This window comes from Priestia sp. D51 (assembly GCF_053345675.1).
Genome location: NZ_JBLTIR010000003.1, coordinates 484,421 through 502,154 on the forward strand (window position 1 = coordinate 484,421; position 17,734 = coordinate 502,154).

The following is a 17,734-nucleotide window of genomic DNA, read 5'->3' on the forward strand; positions in this document are numbered from 1 at the left end:
ATAGATAAAGAGATAAAAGGAGGCAGCATGAGACCTTGCCAGATAAAAACACGAAGAAGGACCAGTCGATCATAATCATGAAACATCTTGATCGTTTGAATACACAGCTTTTAAAAGAATACAGTGAAGGTATTTTTTTAATCAACTGTGAAGGCGATATCATGTTTAGCAACGAAGCAGCCTTCAAGCTAACAGGAAACGAGCATAAAGAAAAAAGCCAGCAGCTGACGGCTCTTATACATAAATCAAAACAACAACAGGCACAAGATCGCTTTCAACTTGCTTTAAAAGGAGAAAAAGTTCAGTTTTCGACGATAATTCATCACAAAACAAAAAAAGAACTTTATTTATATATCACTCTTATTCCTATTATCGTAAATGAACAAGTAGCTGGTGTTTATGCCGTATGCCGAGATGATTCAAAAGAGCAAGAGCGTTCCAATCATATTTCTCAATTAGAAACACATTTGAAAATGGAGCAAAAGCTTGCGAATGTAGGAAGCTGGTATTACGATGTGGCGGAAGATAAAAGCTATTGGTCACCTCAGCTGTACAATATTTACGGATTAAATCCTGGTCAGCTCTTTACTCCTTCTTTTAAAGATGTTCTTCAATTTATTAAAGAATGTGACCAAAAAAGATTACAAAAAGCAGTTACAGAGGCACTTTCAACGGGAGAAAGCTATAAAATTGAATACGCGCTCATGCGGCCAAACGGTGAAGAACGTACGGTGTTTGAGCAAGCGGACGCAGTAGCAGATGAGCAAGGAAACGTCATACAGCTGATTGGCGTAGTTCATGATATTACCGAATCGAAAGTGATTACGAATGAATTAAAGCAAAAAGAACAGCAGTTTCAAACAATTTATAACAATTTGGATGCCGGAATATGGTCCGTTGATGTGCAGCGCAATAAAATGATTGTATGTTCAAACGGTGTTAGCAGCATTTACGGAGAAGATGCGATTAAATTTTTAGAAGATAGAGATCTGTGGAAAAGCTTTATTCACCCTGACGATAAACCAGCTGTGGAAAAAGCGCAGCATCAGCTGCAAAAAGGAAAAACAATTCGTCATCAGTATCGGATTTACACACAAACGGGAGAAATGAAGTGGGTAAAAGATCGATGCATTCCAACCCTTGATGAGAACGGTAAGCTGGTGCGCATAGACGGGATTATTGAAGATATCACCGCAGAAAAAAAGTACGTGGATCAAGTTGAATATCTGGCGACTCATGATCATGTGACAAACTTGCCGAATCGAAGAAAGTTTGAAAGAGAATTAAAAAATTTCATTCGGCAAATGAAAAAAGAAAGAGATTCATTAGCGGTCTTTTATCTAGGATTGAATCGCTTCAAGCATATTAATGATACATTAGGACACGACGTAGGCGATCGCTTGCTGCAGTCTATCGCCAGTCGGTTAAAAAAGTTCGTAACGCCAGATGTAATGCTAGCTAGAGTAGGAGAAGACGAGCTTGCGATTTGTTTTTTATCTCTTGCACATATAAATGAATGTCAAAAGCTAGCCGCAGCACTTTTTCAAGAAATCGAAAAAGAAATTACCATTGACGACTTTTCTCTCTACGTCACAGCCACTATCGGAATCAGCATCTATCCGCATGACGGTGAAGATGTGAAAAGTTTATTGACGAATGCCAACCTTGCTATGCGTCGTGCCAAAGAAGTCGGGCGAAGCGACTGGCAGCTGTATTCTCCGTTAATGGACAGCGAGACGTATAAAAGCTATCACTTGGAAAAAGGACTGCGCAACGCACTTCTTCAAAATGAGTTTTTTATTGAATATCAGCCAAAAGTTCATACAAACAGCAGAGAGATTGATAGTATGGAAGCGTTAATTCGCTGGAATCACCCAGAGTGGGGGCGCGTATCACCAGAAAACTTTATTCCATTAGCAGAAGAAACACATTTAATTATTGAACTCGGCGACTGGGTGATCGAGAACGTCTGCAAGCAGCTGCAGCAGTGGAAGAATCAAGGATTACAAACCGTGCCCGTTTCGATTAACGTCTCGTCTAAACATTTGCTGAAACGCGGATTTGTAGAGCACGTTCAACAAACGTTAGCTCATTACAACATCGACCCTTCATTTATTGAATTTGAAGTGACGGAAAGCTCCATTATTCAGTATGAAGAACACGTAAAAAAAGTGATGGACGAATTAAAGAAAAGTGGCGTAACGTTTGCATTAGATGATTTTGGCACCGGCTTTTCTTCGCTATCACATTTAAAAGACTTCGAATTTAACACGTTAAAAATCGATAAAACGTTTATTCAACACGCGACTGATAAAGGAAAGCAGCAGGCGATTACAAAAAGCATTTTGTATTTAGCTCATGCTCTTAACATGAAAGTGATCGCAGAAGGCGTTGAAACAAACGAGCAGCTCGCCTTTTTACAAAAGCATAAATGTTCATTTATCCAAGGCTATATTGTGAGTCAGCCAGCTGCGTCTCAAAAAATCGCAAAATATTTAAAGAAACGATTTCTATAAAAAAGTGATGTCTCAACAGAGACATCACTTTTTTACGCTTGAATAGGTTTTCGAAGCGTCCAAATTTGGTAAAACATATAAAGAGACTGATAGATGGTCAAATATGTCAGCAAGATCCAGCCGTTCATTAAGTACGGATAAATGACTTGCTGTACGGGAGGGCTCGTTAAATAATCACGGAAATAAATGCATAGTACAACAATCATTCCTGTAAAGGAAAATCCTGTTAAAATCCCTTGCCCTAATTTACTCCGCGTTTTCCCATTTTCTGCGTTGTATTGATTCGCCCAGCCGTCTTTTTTATTCGCGGCAAGCCTCTCTAGCCACACTTGACCAAACGTAATTAAATTCACCCACAGATAAATTTCCGGACTAATCAAAAGACCGGCCAGTATCACATCAATTGGCCTGTGCATTGGCGTTTTCACAGCAAGCATAATATTTAACACAGAAGCTAACGCAATGGGAATGATCCAAAGCCACGACCAGTAAAATTGATCAGTCGCAAGCGCAGCCGATAACAATACAATAAACAGCAGGCGAATGAGCAAATCACACAGCGTTTTGATCTGTGAACGCCACAGCTTTCCTTTATGCTTGGTTCTGACGTCCAAGTTTCCGTTTGTCAGTAAATCAACGGTTCCGGACTTCCATTTATTACGCTGTTCACGGTACGTGTGATAGCTTCTCATCGAGTCTACAAAGCAGCGAGCACCTGGACTGATTAACGTTTTCCAGTTGGATTTTTGCAGCTGCCACGTCAGCAGCATATCTTCAACGTCGCTGTCATTTTGCCAAGGACCGTCAAGCTTATTTTCTTCCACTATATTTTGAAGCGCTTCCGGGCGAAACAGCGTAGCCTGACCACCGAGTACGTACGTGCTTCCGCCGTGGTACTGAAGATCTAGCAACCAGCTCGCCATATCCTGCTTTTGCTGATGTGTCCACCACCGGGCTATCGGTCCGCCATACTCGCCGCTTGCAAGCTTTTCTTCATAACGTACGTCATCTTTTGACAGCGAGCTCTTCTTTTTGGGCATTCTCATCGTATATTTTGCCATCACGCCCCCGATGTTTCGAGACGTCATTAAATCTTCCCATAAATGAATGAGTGCTTTTGGAGCCAAGCGACTGTCTGCATCCATCCCTAAAATCGCTTTAATCGACTCTTTATACAGCTGCTGATATTTCGTCAGCGTCGTATTATATAAATCGAGCGTATCTCCATATATCTTTTTCCAAGCCGTATTTAACGCGCCGACTTTTCGTTGTTTATTGCCTTCAGTGACCAGCACTTTTACATTTAAATCAAATTCATCTGCGGCCAGCTCCGCTTTTTCTTTTGTGCGGTCCGTACAGTTATCTGCAATCACAAATACATCAAGCTCCACATTATTCGGAAGAAGCTGATCGCCTAACCCGGCCAAGCAGTCGCGAATTGATTTTTCTTCATTGTGCGCCGGAATGAATGCCACAATGCGCGGCCTCATATATGAAGCTCCAATGCTTCCAGTAACGACACGCTGATTGTTCATGTTTTCCTTTACCCCCTGATATATCAGGAAACCCAGCTATCCTAGTCCTAAAGACCTTAGACCTGAGGTTTTGCGTCCCAGCCTTTCGACTGGTTTGCCTTTAACTGAACAAGTTAAGTTCACTACTCTTTGTTTTCTTTAAAGAACGAAATACCTAAAAAGATACTATATAACGAATATCTTTTTTAGATTTTACCATAAAAATAGGTTGAATTACCCTAAAAAAGATTCGACAAATTTCGATGATGGTTTATAGGTTGAGTGAAAATGTTAATAAATTATCGTATTAAGTTGATAAGAATTTTGGTTGTCAGTTTACAAAAAAATAAAATGGTAAAAATATAGGTTTTTATATCCATATTTATATAAATATTGTAATATTAATAGGTATTTAATAATAAAAGGAGGAATAGTATGATTTTATCCATACGAAAAACAATTTTGCTATTAGTTATCGTGAGTTTTGGTTTTTTTGGAGTGAAACCAATTTTCACACATGCTGCGATTTCAAATGCTGTACAAGTAGAATTAAATAAAGCTTATAATGGTAAATTACAACAAGGGAAAAACGAAGATGATTTTTATAAATTTTCTTTGCCGAGCGACGGAAATGTGACGTTGTCAGTCAAGCAAAGGGATGGATTTACTTGGGAAGCAAAGATTTTGAACAGCAAGGGAGAAGTATTTCAATCATTCCAAACAGATGATAGTGAGTTAATTGAGGGTAATGCTTCAGCAGAAGTAGGACTTCCAAAAGGAACATACTACATAGAAATTAGTTCATATGATTATTCATCTTATGACGAACGCTATGAATTTAAAGTTGGCTTTGCATCAAGCAATAATTATGAAAAAGAGTTTAATAATAGCTTAGCTACTGCAAACATAATGAACGTAAACCAAACATATAAAGGAAATTTAAGCGACAGTGAGGATGTAGATGTCTATAAAATAACAGTTCCTAGTGACGGAAACATTACTTTATCTATGAAACAACAACCGGGGGTCCGTTGGCAGGCAGCTATTCAAACTAGCAGTGGCAAAGTTATCGAAGATTTGACTACAGATGATAGCGAATTGATTGATGGTTATGAAACGAGGCAAGTAGGCTTACCGAAAGGGTTGTACTATATTACAGTAGAATATTATAGCTACGGAGTAGATGAACCTTATGAGATAAAAGCAGGTTTTGAAAAAAGTGATAACTATGAAAAAGAATTTAATAACAGCTTGACAACGGCAAATTCAATGAAGCTAAATCAAAGTTATAAAGGAACATTAAATAACGACGATGATAAAGATGTCTATAAAGTTGATATTCCTAGCAATGGAAATATTACTGTTTCTTTGAAACAAAAAGCTGGATTTAAGTGGCAAGTTAGTATTTTAAATTCAAAATCTCAAGAGTTTGATAGTTTTGTTACAGATGATAGCGAACTTGTTGAAGGATACGAAACTATGCAAGTAGGTTTACCAAAAGGGTCATACTATATTGCGGTAGAACGTTATAGCTATGCAACAGATGAACCCTATGAAATAAAAACATCATTTTCGTCAAGTAATAACTATGAAAAAGAATTTAATAATAGCTTAACTACAGCTAATTCTATTAGTCTTAGCCAGTTATATAAAGGTACAATCAATTCTTATGGGGATACTGATGTTTATAAAGTAGTAGTACCCAACGATGGAAATGTGACATTAGCAATGAAACAGCAAGAGGGGGCAAGCTGGCAAGCTAAAATTCAAAACAGTGGTGGGTATGTATATAAAGAGCTTGTAACAAATAACGACGAATTAGTTTCAGGAAATGCCTCAGTTCAAACCTGGTTGAAAAAAGGAACTTACTTTGTTGTTATTACAGATTATTATGGCAATGCAGAACATAAGCCTTATCAATTTATTACATCTATGAAATCCTCTGCTTTAAAATCATCTCAAATTAAAGTCACAAACAATAAAGGAAAAGATGACGTAATTGCAGTTTCGGGCATTGCTAAAGGTGATATCGTTAGAGTGTACAATGAGAACTCAAAAGGAACGATTCTTGCATCTAAAACATCAACAGGAACATCGGTTACGCTTACAGCGAAGCAAATCGGTCAAAAAGCAGGAAAAGTGTATGTAACAGTTATGCGCCCAGGAATGGGTGAAAGTGATCGCGTAGCAGCCTCATTCTCAGGAGAGCAGTCTAATTCATTACAGTCATCACAAGTGAAAGTAACGAACAATAAAGGAAAAGATGATGTAATTGCAGTGAGTGGAATTACTAAAGGTGACATGATCAAAGTATATAGTTTAAGCTCAAAAGGAACAGTTCTTGCATCTAAAACATCAACAGGAACGTCGCTTACACTTACAACGAAGCAAGTTGGTCAAAAGGCAGGGAAAGTGTATGTGAGCATCACACGTTCAGGTATGACGGAAAGTGCACGCACGACGGTGTCATTCGCTGGGGAACAATCCAATGCGTTGCAATCATCACAAGTGAAAGTAATCAACAATAAAGGAAAAGCAGATAGTGTAACTGTAAGTAAAATTGCTAAAGGTGATGTTATCCAAGTATATAATGCGATTTCAAAAGGAACGCTGCTTGCAAGCAAGCAGTCAGAGGGATCATCAACAGTATTATCAATTAAGCAGCTTGGCTCAAAAGCGGGAAAAGTATACGTGACAATCACCAATTCAGGTATGAGTGAAAGCATACGAACAGCGGTTAGCTATAGTGCTGAAAGATAACTAAGCAAAAAAGCGAAATGCTTCGGCATTTCGCTTTTTTGTTTAAGTTTAGTAAAAAAGCTTGATTATTTTTTAACTTGTACGCTCGTTCGCTTTCCGTTTTTTAAAACAATCGTATAAATGTCAGCTGAAGGAGTACTCTTAACGGTATAATTTTGAACCCCATTGTTAGTATTAGTGTTAATAATGAACTTATATTCAGCATTTTTTTGATTGCTATTCATAAACTGAAGCTGAGTAATTGGCAGTTTTTTATTAAATTCTAATGATTGCCATCCAGCGATAGGAGAAGCAGAACCTTTGTAATTTTTGATGGTGCTCATTTTTGTAAGCTGAATCAGTTCAATTTGCTGTTGATCAAGTTTGCTGGTAAGAGTAAACACTCTGCTTGCAGATTTTTTTACATCTACGTCTTTTCCGATATTAAATATATCCGTGTATGTGTGATTTTTGTTTGATTCCATTACATCACGCACAAGAATGCTGTTTGTGTTTTTTAGATAAACAAGCGTTCTGCTTACTTTTACTCCTTTATATAGCTCATGGCTACCAGTTACATAACTGTACGTTTTATTTATTTCAGAAGAACTAATTTTAGATTTGTTGACTTGATCCTTGGTTACAGGAAAGGATTTTTTATCTACGGTTACGGTATTATGAGCTAAGGTACCTTTAAAGTATTCTCTGTAAGGATCTGTGTAACTGTAATTATATTTCCCTGAGTCTACAAAGAAGTCAGTTTTTCCATAGTTTAAGATAAAGGACAAATCATCCGCATGTTTATGAGTAGTGGAGTGGAAGGCAGATGTGAATAAAAGGTATAAAGGTCTTTCATTATTCAAATCATTTTTAAAAACAGCCGTACCACCGTCTGCGTATACCATTTCTTGACCAGGTTTTTTTCCTTGTTTTCCTTTTGTGACAACATATAAAAGCTTTTGACTTGTTATAGATTTAGGATTTAAGGAATAAAGGCTTTCAGGCTGTGAATCACCTAACATCGGTAAGTCACCAGATTGGTTGCCAATAAAAGCTAAATAATCCTCCATTTTTGAAATGCCATCTTTTAGCTTAGGCTCGTTCACGTTAAATTGTTTGATAAAGCCATTGATGCTTTTAAATAGGTTAAGAACAAGCAGGTGATAAGAAGGACTGTGCTCTTTATGAACACCGCTTTTTGTAACGTCACCTTCTACATGTGTAATTAAACGACCCATTCCTTTTTTATACCATTGCTCACTGTGAGACATATCTGGAAAGATTAGTGCTAATTCGATTAAAGAACGATCTTGGAAAATTCCATGATTACTCCCGGCAGAGTAATTTTTATCATCCATTAAAAAATCACCGTGCTTTTCTAACATTTCAATTAATTTGTTTTCAAAATCTTTATCATAAATAGCTGAATCCTTGTATTGTTCCCAAAATTGAATCATGGTCACGACTCTGTTTGCTGTACTGTGATCTTTCCAAGCAAAGCGGCTTGCTTGTTTTGTAGGAGATGGATTAGCATTCATCCAGCTTTCTATGTACCACTGAGCTTTTTCTAAATATTTTTGAGAATGAGTTTGCTCGTAGGCATTTGTCAAATAACCTACCATATCTAAGCTTTGGAAATAAAAAGACCAGCTGTCATCTTTATAAGGGTTTTCTTTCCATGTTAATTTACCATTGAATTTATACGTAGGCCAAATAGTGTTAACGTAAAGTTCGTCCCTCATTAGTTTATCTGCTATACCGACAGTTTGAGAGTTGGAACTAACCCTCTTAAAGATACTAATTTTTTTTGCAGCCGCTACCTGTACAGATGAACTTTTAGCGTTTGCCGCTGCATAAGCAGGGCTCACTGAAGCTGACATAGATACAAGTAATGAGGAAGCAACGAAACATGTTATCACAAAACTTTTCCAATTTCTTTTCATATAATACTCCTTTTTAATTATAGTTAATAGACTAAATAAAATAACAGTGATTCATAGGGTTATTTCTAATTTTTACAGCAAAATCTCCTGTTCATAAAAAGTTAGAATACAATTAATATAGTACCTTATAATCAGTATAAAAGTAACTTTTATTTTCCTTTTTATTCAATTTTAATTAACGAAAGATTTATTAATGGATTGAACGAATTTTAAAATTCGTTCAGCAATGTACATAACCTCCAAAAAAAGTTAACAGTGTGTAAACTTTTAGCTAATAAATAGAAAAAATTAAATGAAAATGAATTCATAATGTAAACAACTTAGTAGCTCTGTCGATATATAGTATGAACATATTTCCTAGAGTTATATGTTTGATTACTGTCAGATCCTGCTTAACTATGAATTAAGCAGGAAACTTCTTGAATACAAGGATGTAACCAAGAAGTAAAACCAATTATATGGAGGTAAAGGAAAATGAGAATTAATCACAATATTGCAGCATTGAACACGTATCGTCAGTTTAACAATGCTAATAATGCACAATCAAAATCAATGGAGAAGTTATCATCGGGTCTTCGTATTAACAGTGCGGCGGATGATGCTGCAGGTCTTGCAATTTCTGAAAAAATGCGCGGACAAATTCGTGGGTTGGATATGGCTTCTAAAAATGCTCAGGATGCAACTTCACTGATTCAAACAGCTGAAGGTGCATTAAATGAAACGCATGATATTTTACAACGTCAACGTGAATTGGCTACCCAAGCAGCCACTGATACAAACACTGATCAAGATCGTCAAAATATTCAAGATGAAATGAATCAGTTGGGGAAAGAAATTGATCGTATTGCTGAAACAACTCAGTTCAATACAAAAAATCTACTAGATGGTTCTATGGATAAAACAACAACTGCTCAAGCTAATATTCAAGGAAATGCTGCACTTAAAGCAGGTACGAGCGCTCCAGTAACAACAGGTACTAAACTGGATGCTTTAACTGATAAAGATGGTAATAATTTAGGTATACAACTAGGAGATACTATTGAAGTGTCTTATGTGAAAAATGGTCAAACAATAACTAATAAGTTTGCTAATACTGATGGTTTAGGTACACCTTCATCATTAACTGTTGCTGATTTAGAAACAACAGACGGTGCTGGAGCTACTGATGATACTAACTTTGCTCTTACTGTTGATGCAAAGGGTAGTTTAAATGCAACAGCATCAACTACTGGTGAAGCAGGAGCTATTCATGGGTTCACTATTACAGTTAAAGATTCTAGTGGTAATGTAAGAACAGGAGCAACAAACGCGCTTTCTAGTTTTGCTGAAACTCAACAAGCTACTGATGTTCATTCCGATGGGTCCTCTACATTTCAAATTGGTGCAAACACGGGTCAAAATATCAACTTAGCTATCAAAGACATGGGAGCTTCTGCATTAGGGGTAAAAGACCTAAAAGTAGGAAACCAAGGTCAAGCAAACGTAGCAATCAAGGTTATTGATGAAGCAATTAAAAAGGTATCTACCGAACGTTCTAATCTTGGTGCTACTCAAAATCGTTTAGATCACACTATTAACAATTTGAATACATCTTCTGAAAACCTAACTGCTGCGGAATCTCGTATCCGTGACGTTGATTATGCTTTAGCTGCATAAGCAGTAACAAGCACAGTCGTCCTAGCCAGTAACGGCTAGCGATTATTATCGGGTGAATTGCTGGGAACCCCTTAGAGCTTTTCTTGCCACAACGTAGTTGGAAACGACAAGCGTGATGGTATGAAAAAAGAAAAGATTGGGCAATCAGCAGCCAAGCTCCTGTGAGGAAACTCTGGAGAAGGTTCAACGACTAGGATAGACCATCTAAAAGCCATGCTCAAGATGATGAAATCCATAGGTGAAACAATAACCATCAGTATTGTGAATCCGAAGTGCCCGGCCCCTACTTATATAAGAGGGTGAAGATATAGTCTAGTCATTTATGAAAGTAAATGTTCGCACGATGGCGAAAGAAATGATGGAACAAACGAAGAATTCAATTCTTTCTCAAGCATCACAAGCAATGTTGGCTCAATCTAATCAGATGCCTCAAGGAGTATTACAACTTTTGAGATAATGATTAAAGGGCGTCTAGCTTGGTAACGAGCTAGAGGATAACTGGGTGAACTGCTGGAACTTCCTAAAGCTTTGTCAACCACAACGTAGTTGGAAACGACAAGCGTGACGGTTTAAAAATGATAAATATGCTACAATGGATAATCAGCAGCCAAGCTCCTGTGAGGAAACTCTGGAGAAGGTTCAACGACTAGAGGATACGGTCTAAGGTGAAAACTATGACTATGAATCTCGTAGGGCAGTGAAAACTGTTCGAAGTGCCCAGCTCCATGAAAAACATGGATGAAGATATAGTCTATTCTGTCATCGAAAGATATAGTCGCAAAGCAAGCGAACCAACAACCACAAGGAGTATTACAACTTCTTCGTTAATAAAATTTTAAGGAATTCTAGTCTTACTAGAATTCCTTTTTATATTTGATACAAAGAAATTAAAAGAGTCGTGCAATATTTACTTTACAAAAGTTTTTTCTCTTTTAGTTCTCTAATCTTATAAACAACTGACCAATACGTTCGATTAATTGCTCTAGCTATATTAGAGATTGATTCTCTCTTTTTATACAATATGATAATACAATTAATTTCTTCTGGAGAGTACGATCTGTAGCGATTGGAACTCGAAGCAACAATTTCATAGTTAGGATATTGCTCCAGTAGCAATTGTTTTTCCTTATTATAGCGCCACTCCCAATTGTTTTTGTAAAACATGCTTGGACAGGTGTTGGTCACAGGAGAAATAAATTCTAAAAATGAAAAGGTATGTTGTACAGATGTAAACCTTAACATATGACCATATCCAGATGGAGTAGAGCATAGCTTAAAAGAATAATTGAAAGTATTGTGGATGTGTTTTTGTAGTAAGTTGAGCTCACGTACAGGATAACATTGAAGTGCTAACATAATAGAGGGTGTAAGGTAGATTCGTTTTTTTGTATGATTAATTCGTTTTGTAATTGATAGCGTACCATCATCCATATACAAGACAGCCAAAAAGTGAGGTAGAGTACATATTGGTAATAACTTTTTAGGAACTTGTTTTTGATTTTTACTATTGTAAAAGTGTGGATATAGTTGTGTGAAAAGAGGAAGTGATCTAGAGCAAAGGCTATGACTTTTTTTATTGAAATATAACAAATCAGGAAGAAATAACTGTTTCCATTCACGATACTTTTCTTGAGCTTGTCCATAATGTTCACGGTAGCTATTATTTTTACGTCGACTATTTTTGTAAATTTTTGTTATTTCACCGTCACCCATAATACTAGCTATTAAAACATTTTGTTGAATGGAAGATAACTGATACAAATCCATTTCGTTCACCTCGTTTTATAATAAGGATGTATGTTCTTATTATAAATTATAACGTTAAATAATTAAAAGATATAGTTTGTTTATAAGAAAAAAGAAAGGAAGTGCCCTATGGATATCGCACTTACGTCAATGTCACTAAGTCAAGGAAAAGTCCAGCAGCAAGCTTCTCTATCAGTCATGAAAATAGCAATGGGAAACGCTGAACAGCAAGGAGAAGCTGTTAAGGAATTAATCAGCACTTCCAATGTAAAAGCACTTCAACAGGCCGCGCAACCGCATCTAGGCGGAAATATTGATTTGAAATTATAGTTTCATTACTGCTAGATAAATGAAATATAAGGGCATCGAATATAATGTCTTACTATGCAAAATGACCTTACCAAGTAGAGTAAGGTCATTTTTTTATAATATAATGGTATCGTTTAAATATTATTTTTAATGCGTAGCCCCACCCGAAACCACAACATCCTCTTCAACCAAAATCGTCGTCTTCACCAAACTCAACAACCCCTGCACAATCAAATCCAGCGACATACTCGCTTTCCCTGGATGGTTCACAGCTTGTTCAGGAAGATAAGGAATATGCACAAACCCGCCTTTAATACAGCAGTTTTGAATCATGTTCATCAGCCCGTAAAACACGTGGTTACAGACAAAGGTTCCAGCGGTTTGGGAGACGCTGCTTGGAATGCCTGTTTGGCATAAGTTTTCGACAGCGGCTTTAATTGGCAGTGTCGAAAAGTATGCGGCAGGTCCGTTTTGGATAATAGGACGATCAATAGGCTGCTGGCCGATGTTATCAGGAATCCGCGCGTCGTCTACGTTAATGGCCACGCGTTCTACCGTAATTCCTTCTCGGCCGCCTGCTTGTCCAACGCAAATGACGATAGAAGGGCTAATTTCTTCTATATACGTATGAAGCTTTGCGATTGATTCACCAAACACAGTAGGAAGAGGTTTAGCGATAATATGATAGTCTTCAACAGCTACGCCGTCTAAAGCTTTTACAGCTTCTAAGGACGGGTTAATACTTTCACCTTCAAATGGTTCAAAGCCAGTCAGTAATACAGTTGTCATTCTATTACTCTCCTTTAAAAGTGATATACAAGGTAGTACATTAATAACATATTCACAACAAAAACGGATAAAGCGATCGGCACTTGCGCTTTAATCACGGCGTTTTTGTCTTTTAATTCAAGCAGCATGGCAGGCACAATGTTAAAGTTAGCTGCCATTGGCGTAAGAAGCGTGCCGCAGTAGCCAGCAAACATGCCAAGTGCCGCCATAATGGCTGGATTTCCTCCGTGCATATGTACAATCAAGGGAAGTCCAATACCTCCTGTAATAACGGCAAATGCCGCAAAGGCATTTCCCATGACAATCGTAAATAGCAGCATTCCTAGACAATAAGCAAGCACAGCAACAAACGCATAGTTAGTCGGAAGCACATCACTTACAATATCTGATACTACTGTTCCAACCCCTGATTTGGAAAAGATGCCGCCAAGCGCTGCCAGCATTTGCGGTAAAATAACTGCCCAGCCAACTGCTTGAAGCAAGCGGCTTCCTTCTTTAACAGGCACGTCCATTTTTGCTTTAGTGACGCCCATTGAAGCAACAAATGCAATGACGGCTGCGATTGCCAGTGAAATTAACGTGACTTTTTCTGGGTCAATCAATGCCCAGTTTCCAAACTTAATTTTGCCAAAAAGAAGGGTGCCGATAATCGTAAAAATAGGAATAAATAAAGCCGGTAAAAAGATTTTGTTTTTTAACCTTTGCGCGTGGGCTACTCGTTTTTCAGCAGGTGTTTCCGCTTCATTCGATTTAGTCACGCGGTTAAATGAAGCAAGCAGCACCATAATAATGACTAAACACCCTACATAAAAAGGCGGAATTACGTTGCCAAATAAAAACGTAACGGAAAACAGCGCCCAAAACAGAGAAGATCCTAAACGGTTAGGATGGTTGTGATCGCGTGCAATTCGAATTGCGATAAAAGCGACAATAATACCGAGTAAATAGTAGATCGTATCAAGCGTCAGGATACTTTTCATTTAACTCGCCTCCGTCTTTGAAGATGATGTTGGTTTGTGTTTCGTCATCTTTTTGTGAATTCTTCGGTCTAATTGACGGAAGCGAATGGCGCTGATCAGCAGTGCTGCGATAGCTGTTGGAATCCCCCAAAGCGCCATATTCCAGACGTCAACGTGAATGCCTACGGAGTCAAAGAACCCTTTCATTAAAAGAATTCCACCCGTTGCGATAAAGATATCTTCTCCGAAAAACCAGCCTGTATTTTCAGCCGCGGCTGCGTGAGCGCGAATATCTTCTTTGATTTTAGGCGGAAGCTCTCCATATTTGGCACGAGCTGCGCCTTCAGACATAGGTGCTACTAACGGACGCACGGATTGAGCATGCCCCCCAATATTTAAGCCGACTGCGGCTGAGATTTCACGGATAAAAAGATATATAAGTAAAACATTTCCAGAAGAAGCGTTTTTGGCTTTTTTGATCAATACTTCCGCTTGTTCCTTTAATCCGTATTTTTCTAACACGCCAAAGATAGGAAGAGTAAGTAAAATAGCCATAGACATATAGCGGTTATCGACAAAGAACTGTCCAAACATCGTGATTACCTCATGCAGTGACAAGCCTGATACAAGGCCCGTCACGATGCCTGCAACAGTTACCACAAGCAGTGTGTTTAAACGAAATAAAAACCCTACTGCCACTAGCAAAACCCCAATTAATTTCAACATAAAAATCCCCCTTGATTATGTATAGACCGTGCTGCAAATTCACCTCCTTTGTTTTTCTAGAAAAACAAAGATGTTTTGAGTATAAACAATTCTGAAAATTAAAACAAGATGCTTAAGGCATAAAATAGTTTTATTGGTGAAATAAAATTATAGAAAGAAGATTTATATAATGTGCATGGATTCAGAAATAAAAGAAAGAATTCTGCCAGGGGATTTGGGTAGTGATTTTTTTAGATAATCTGTTGAAAACATTTCTCCTAAAATACCAAAAATGGTGTATAATGCTAAAAGGTATGAATATAGAATTATATAGATTTTAACTAAATGAATCTATATAACTATATTTTAAACAATTTATTGAAGGGGGAGGAGTATTTGAATTGTTCAAATTGCGGCCATTTTAATGAGGGCGGGAAGTTTTGCGTGAAATGCGGTCATAAATTACAAGAAGAGGCAGCTGTAAGCCAGACGGCAGCAGCATCCGAATATCAGTCTCATCCTGAGCCGCAAACTGCGTATGCGCCTCAACAGCCTAATCAGCGTGTCCGTCAGGCGAAAAAAGTGTCAAAATCATTTTTTAGTTATTTTGCAGAAGGAATTAAAAATCCAACAGCTACAGCACAAGCAGCAGGCGAAAGCCAATTCGTTAATGCACTTATCACAGTCATTCTTTATGCTCTTAGTATACCTATTATGCTGTATGTAGGCTGGAAGCTATTGTTGATTCAATTTGTTCGAAGCATGTTCAAGCTTCCTATTATCAGTGAAGAGCTGGCTCCATCTGACATGGAGGATTTTAATACAGGCGCTGATTTGATAAAAGCCACAGATATCAACAGCATCATTCACTTCAATTTTACCGATTTTGTCTTTAAACAAGGGATTTTCATTTTTATTGGACTCGCAATTATTATTGGAACAACATATGTTGCAGCAAAGTTTGGAAAGGTAGACGTTTCCTTTAAAGAATTTTTCTCACGCTTTGGCACGTTTTTAATTATTCCAACAGCTCTTCTTTTAATTGGACTTGTGCTTGCATTTCTCCATGTTGAATACTTCTCTTATTTTATGAATTTTGGTTTGCTGAGCATCTTCTTTGTGGTTCCATTTACGATTGCTAGCTTTAAGCAAAGCGGAACAAATGGACTTGATCGTATCTATAGCACTCTTATTGTATATGTAATCATTACGATTGTACTGACGTTCATTGCGAATGGTTTAGGAGAAGAAGCCAAAACCATTATTACAAGAATGGGAAACAGCAGTGAATTGAATGATCTATTTTAAGTCGACAGAAAGCATCGTGTACAGCGGTGCTTTTTCATACCATTATAAAAAAGGAGTGTAGAAATTGGGATATTGCAGAGAGTGTGGTCATCAGTTAACAAGTGAGCATGAATTTTGTCCGGAGTGTGGACATCCCGTCGAAAGGAAAGCGGCTTCTAGTGAAGGAGCAAAAACACAGCGTTACGTAGAACCCGCATCAGCTTCAGTAGAGGAAGAGAGAGAATCGGTAAAACCTCCGAATAAAAAAACAAAGATTATTGCGATTTCAGTTATAGCGGCAGCTGCTATACTCGGCGGTGCTTATTACGGAATAGATAAAACAATGATGGCGCCTAAAGCCGTGTCAGAAAAATTTATTGCTTCAGTAAAGGGTAATGATGTTGATAAAGTAAAAAAATATGTAAATGATGGTCAAATTCAACTAGAAGCCAACGATGAGCAAACAAAATCATTTATTACATATCTGCACGAAAATCCGGATGTAATGAAGTCAATGTCTGAAGGGTTAGCGGCAGATAGCAGAGCGCTTGAAGCAGGAGTTCCAAGCGAAGACCACTCTTCATACGCTAAGCTAGAACAAGACGGAAAGAAATGGGGAATCTTTGATCACTACACGGTTCAAGTAAACCCTGTATATGCAAAAGCTCAGTCTACAGAAGATGCGACAGTAGTATATATTGACGGTCAAAAAGCTGGAACGGTAAGCAGTGACTCTTCTAAAAAGATTGGTCCGTTTTTACCTGGTACACATACATTAAAAGGTGAAGTGCAAAATGATTACGGAAAAGTTGAAAACGAACAAGAGATTGAAGCCACCAACGGAGAAGATGTAAATGTAGAGTTTGATTGGTCAGATCATGCAGTATACATCTCTTCAGATTATGATGACGCGACGCTGTTCGTTAATGGTAAAGACATAAAAACAGAAATTAGCGATATTGATTATTTAGGTCCGCTGCCAATGGATGGTTCTATAAAACTATATGCAAAACGCGGAGAAAAGAAAACGGAAGAAGTATCAATTAAAAAAGGTATGGAAGATGTTGCGCTTAATTTTGATGAAGAAAATACGACAGAAGCTACGGCAAAAGCATCGGCTCCTTCTAAGAATCAAGAGACGACGGACAAAGGTTCGGAAGTCAATTCTGGAGTATCTACTAGTGAAGTTTCTAGTTTTATTGAACAATATATGTACGCTACAATTTCCTCAATTAACAGTGGAGACTTCTCTATTGCAGAGCCTTATATCGATACTAACGGACCAAAATACAAGGAACAAAAAGATTATACAGCTTACCTAATCAAAAAAGGCATAACAGAGGATTTATTGAGTTTTAACGTAAATAGAGTAACAAAACTAGATGACTCTATGTATAAAGTATATACAACAGAAGAGTATGATATTTCGTACGGAGACGGGTCTGTTAAATACAAAAAATTCAACAGTATTCATAAAGTAAAAGCATCATCTGATGGAAGTTTGGGAGTTTATCAGCTTATTAGTTCAACGGAAGTAAAGTAAAAGCTGATAAATAGACCCTGAAAAAGCA

The 17,734-nt window shown here is 37.6% G+C and carries 12 protein-coding genes, 1 pseudogene and 1 riboswitch; of the genes and pseudogenes, 7 read left to right on the forward strand and 6 right to left on the reverse strand.

Annotation, left to right across the window (positions count from 1 at the left end; genetic code table 11):
• Positions 1 to 35: 35 nt before the first annotated feature.
• Positions 36 to 2,516, forward strand: coding sequence for a sensor domain-containing protein (locus tag ACNHOZ_RS14365; RefSeq protein ID WP_447697187.1), 2,481 nt, complete (start codon positions 36 to 38; stop codon positions 2,514 to 2,516).
• A gap of 32 nt (positions 2,517 to 2,548) precedes the next feature.
• Here ACNHOZ_RS14365 and ACNHOZ_RS14370 read toward each other — a convergent pair whose 3' ends face one another.
• Positions 2,549 to 4,051 carry a glycosyltransferase family 2 protein gene (locus ACNHOZ_RS14370; RefSeq protein WP_447697188.1) on the reverse strand — a complete coding sequence of 501 codons (1,503 nt, stop codon included), beginning with the start codon at positions 4,049 to 4,051 and terminating at the stop codon, positions 2,549 to 2,551.
• A 23-nt stretch (positions 4,052 to 4,074) separates the two neighbouring features.
• Positions 4,075 to 4,160: riboswitch (cyclic di-GMP riboswitch) on the reverse strand.
• Between the two features lie 305 nt (positions 4,161 to 4,465).
• Here ACNHOZ_RS14370 and ACNHOZ_RS14375 point away from each other — a divergent pair.
• Positions 4,466 to 6,790, forward strand: a complete 2,325-nt coding sequence (locus tag ACNHOZ_RS14375) for a hypothetical protein (protein ID WP_447697189.1) — start codon at positions 4,466 to 4,468, stop codon at positions 6,788 to 6,790.
• A 65-nt stretch (positions 6,791 to 6,855) separates the two neighbouring features.
• On the opposite strand, the gene ACNHOZ_RS14380 is transcribed toward ACNHOZ_RS14375, so the two are convergent.
• Positions 6,856 to 8,712 (reverse strand): alginate lyase family protein, encoded by a 1,857-nt coding sequence (locus ACNHOZ_RS14380; protein ID WP_447697190.1) that lies wholly within the window; start codon positions 8,710 to 8,712, stop codon positions 6,856 to 6,858.
• Between the two features lie 474 nt (positions 8,713 to 9,186).
• Here ACNHOZ_RS14380 and ACNHOZ_RS14385 point away from each other — a divergent pair, with 474 nt between their 5' ends.
• Together ACNHOZ_RS14385 and ACNHOZ_RS14390 are read left to right on the forward strand one after the other, a co-directional pair.
• Complete coding sequence (locus ACNHOZ_RS14385; RefSeq protein ID WP_447697191.1) at positions 9,187 to 10,368, forward strand: flagellin N-terminal helical domain-containing protein; 1,182 nt, start codon at positions 9,187 to 9,189, stop codon at positions 10,366 to 10,368.
• A 343-nt stretch (positions 10,369 to 10,711) separates the two neighbouring features.
• Positions 10,712 to 10,825, forward strand: a pseudogene (locus ACNHOZ_RS14390) (flagellin); the annotation flags it as partial.
• A 455-nt stretch (positions 10,826 to 11,280) separates the two neighbouring features.
• Here the strand turns inward: ACNHOZ_RS14390 and ACNHOZ_RS14395 are convergent.
• Positions 11,281 to 12,135 (reverse strand): DNA endonuclease, encoded by an 855-nt coding sequence (locus ACNHOZ_RS14395; RefSeq protein WP_447697192.1) that lies wholly within the window; start codon positions 12,133 to 12,135, stop codon positions 11,281 to 11,283.
• 108 nt (positions 12,136 to 12,243) lie between these two features.
• On the opposite strand from ACNHOZ_RS14395, the gene ACNHOZ_RS14400 reads away from it, so the two are divergent.
• A complete protein-coding gene (locus ACNHOZ_RS14400; RefSeq protein ID WP_447697193.1) occupies positions 12,244 to 12,444 on the forward strand; it encodes a YjfB family protein in 201 nt (66 codons plus the stop codon).
• A gap of 126 nt (positions 12,445 to 12,570) precedes the next feature.
• Here the strand turns inward: ACNHOZ_RS14400 and pcp are convergent, their stop codons facing one another.
• From pcp to ACNHOZ_RS14415, 3 genes are read right to left on the reverse strand one after another with little or no spacing between them, the layout of a single operon-like run.
• Positions 12,571 to 13,212: a pyroglutamyl-peptidase I gene (gene pcp / locus ACNHOZ_RS14405; protein ID WP_447697194.1), complete on the reverse strand. Its 642-nt coding sequence runs from the start codon at positions 13,210 to 13,212 to the stop codon at positions 12,571 to 12,573.
• A 14-nt stretch (positions 13,213 to 13,226) separates the two neighbouring features.
• The gene (locus tag ACNHOZ_RS14410) at positions 13,227 to 14,192 is read right to left on the reverse strand and encodes a DUF979 domain-containing protein (protein ID WP_447697195.1); all 966 of its coding nucleotides are present in this window, start codon (positions 14,190 to 14,192) and stop codon (positions 13,227 to 13,229) included.
• The gene (locus ACNHOZ_RS14415; protein ID WP_447697196.1) at positions 14,193 to 14,897 is read right to left on the reverse strand and encodes a DUF969 domain-containing protein; all 705 of its coding nucleotides are present in this window, start codon (positions 14,895 to 14,897) and stop codon (positions 14,193 to 14,195) included.
• A gap of 375 nt (positions 14,898 to 15,272) precedes the next feature.
• Between ACNHOZ_RS14415 and ACNHOZ_RS14420 the strand changes: the two genes are divergently transcribed.
• Positions 15,273 to 16,184 carry a zinc ribbon domain-containing protein gene (locus tag ACNHOZ_RS14420; protein WP_447697197.1) on the forward strand — a complete coding sequence of 304 codons (912 nt, stop codon included), beginning with the start codon at positions 15,273 to 15,275 and terminating at the stop codon, positions 16,182 to 16,184.
• A gap of 64 nt (positions 16,185 to 16,248) precedes the next feature.
• The gene (locus ACNHOZ_RS14425) at positions 16,249 to 17,706 is read left to right on the forward strand and encodes a zinc ribbon domain-containing protein (RefSeq protein ID WP_447697198.1); all 1,458 of its coding nucleotides are present in this window, start codon (positions 16,249 to 16,251) and stop codon (positions 17,704 to 17,706) included.
• Positions 17,707 to 17,734: the final 28 nt, after the last annotated feature.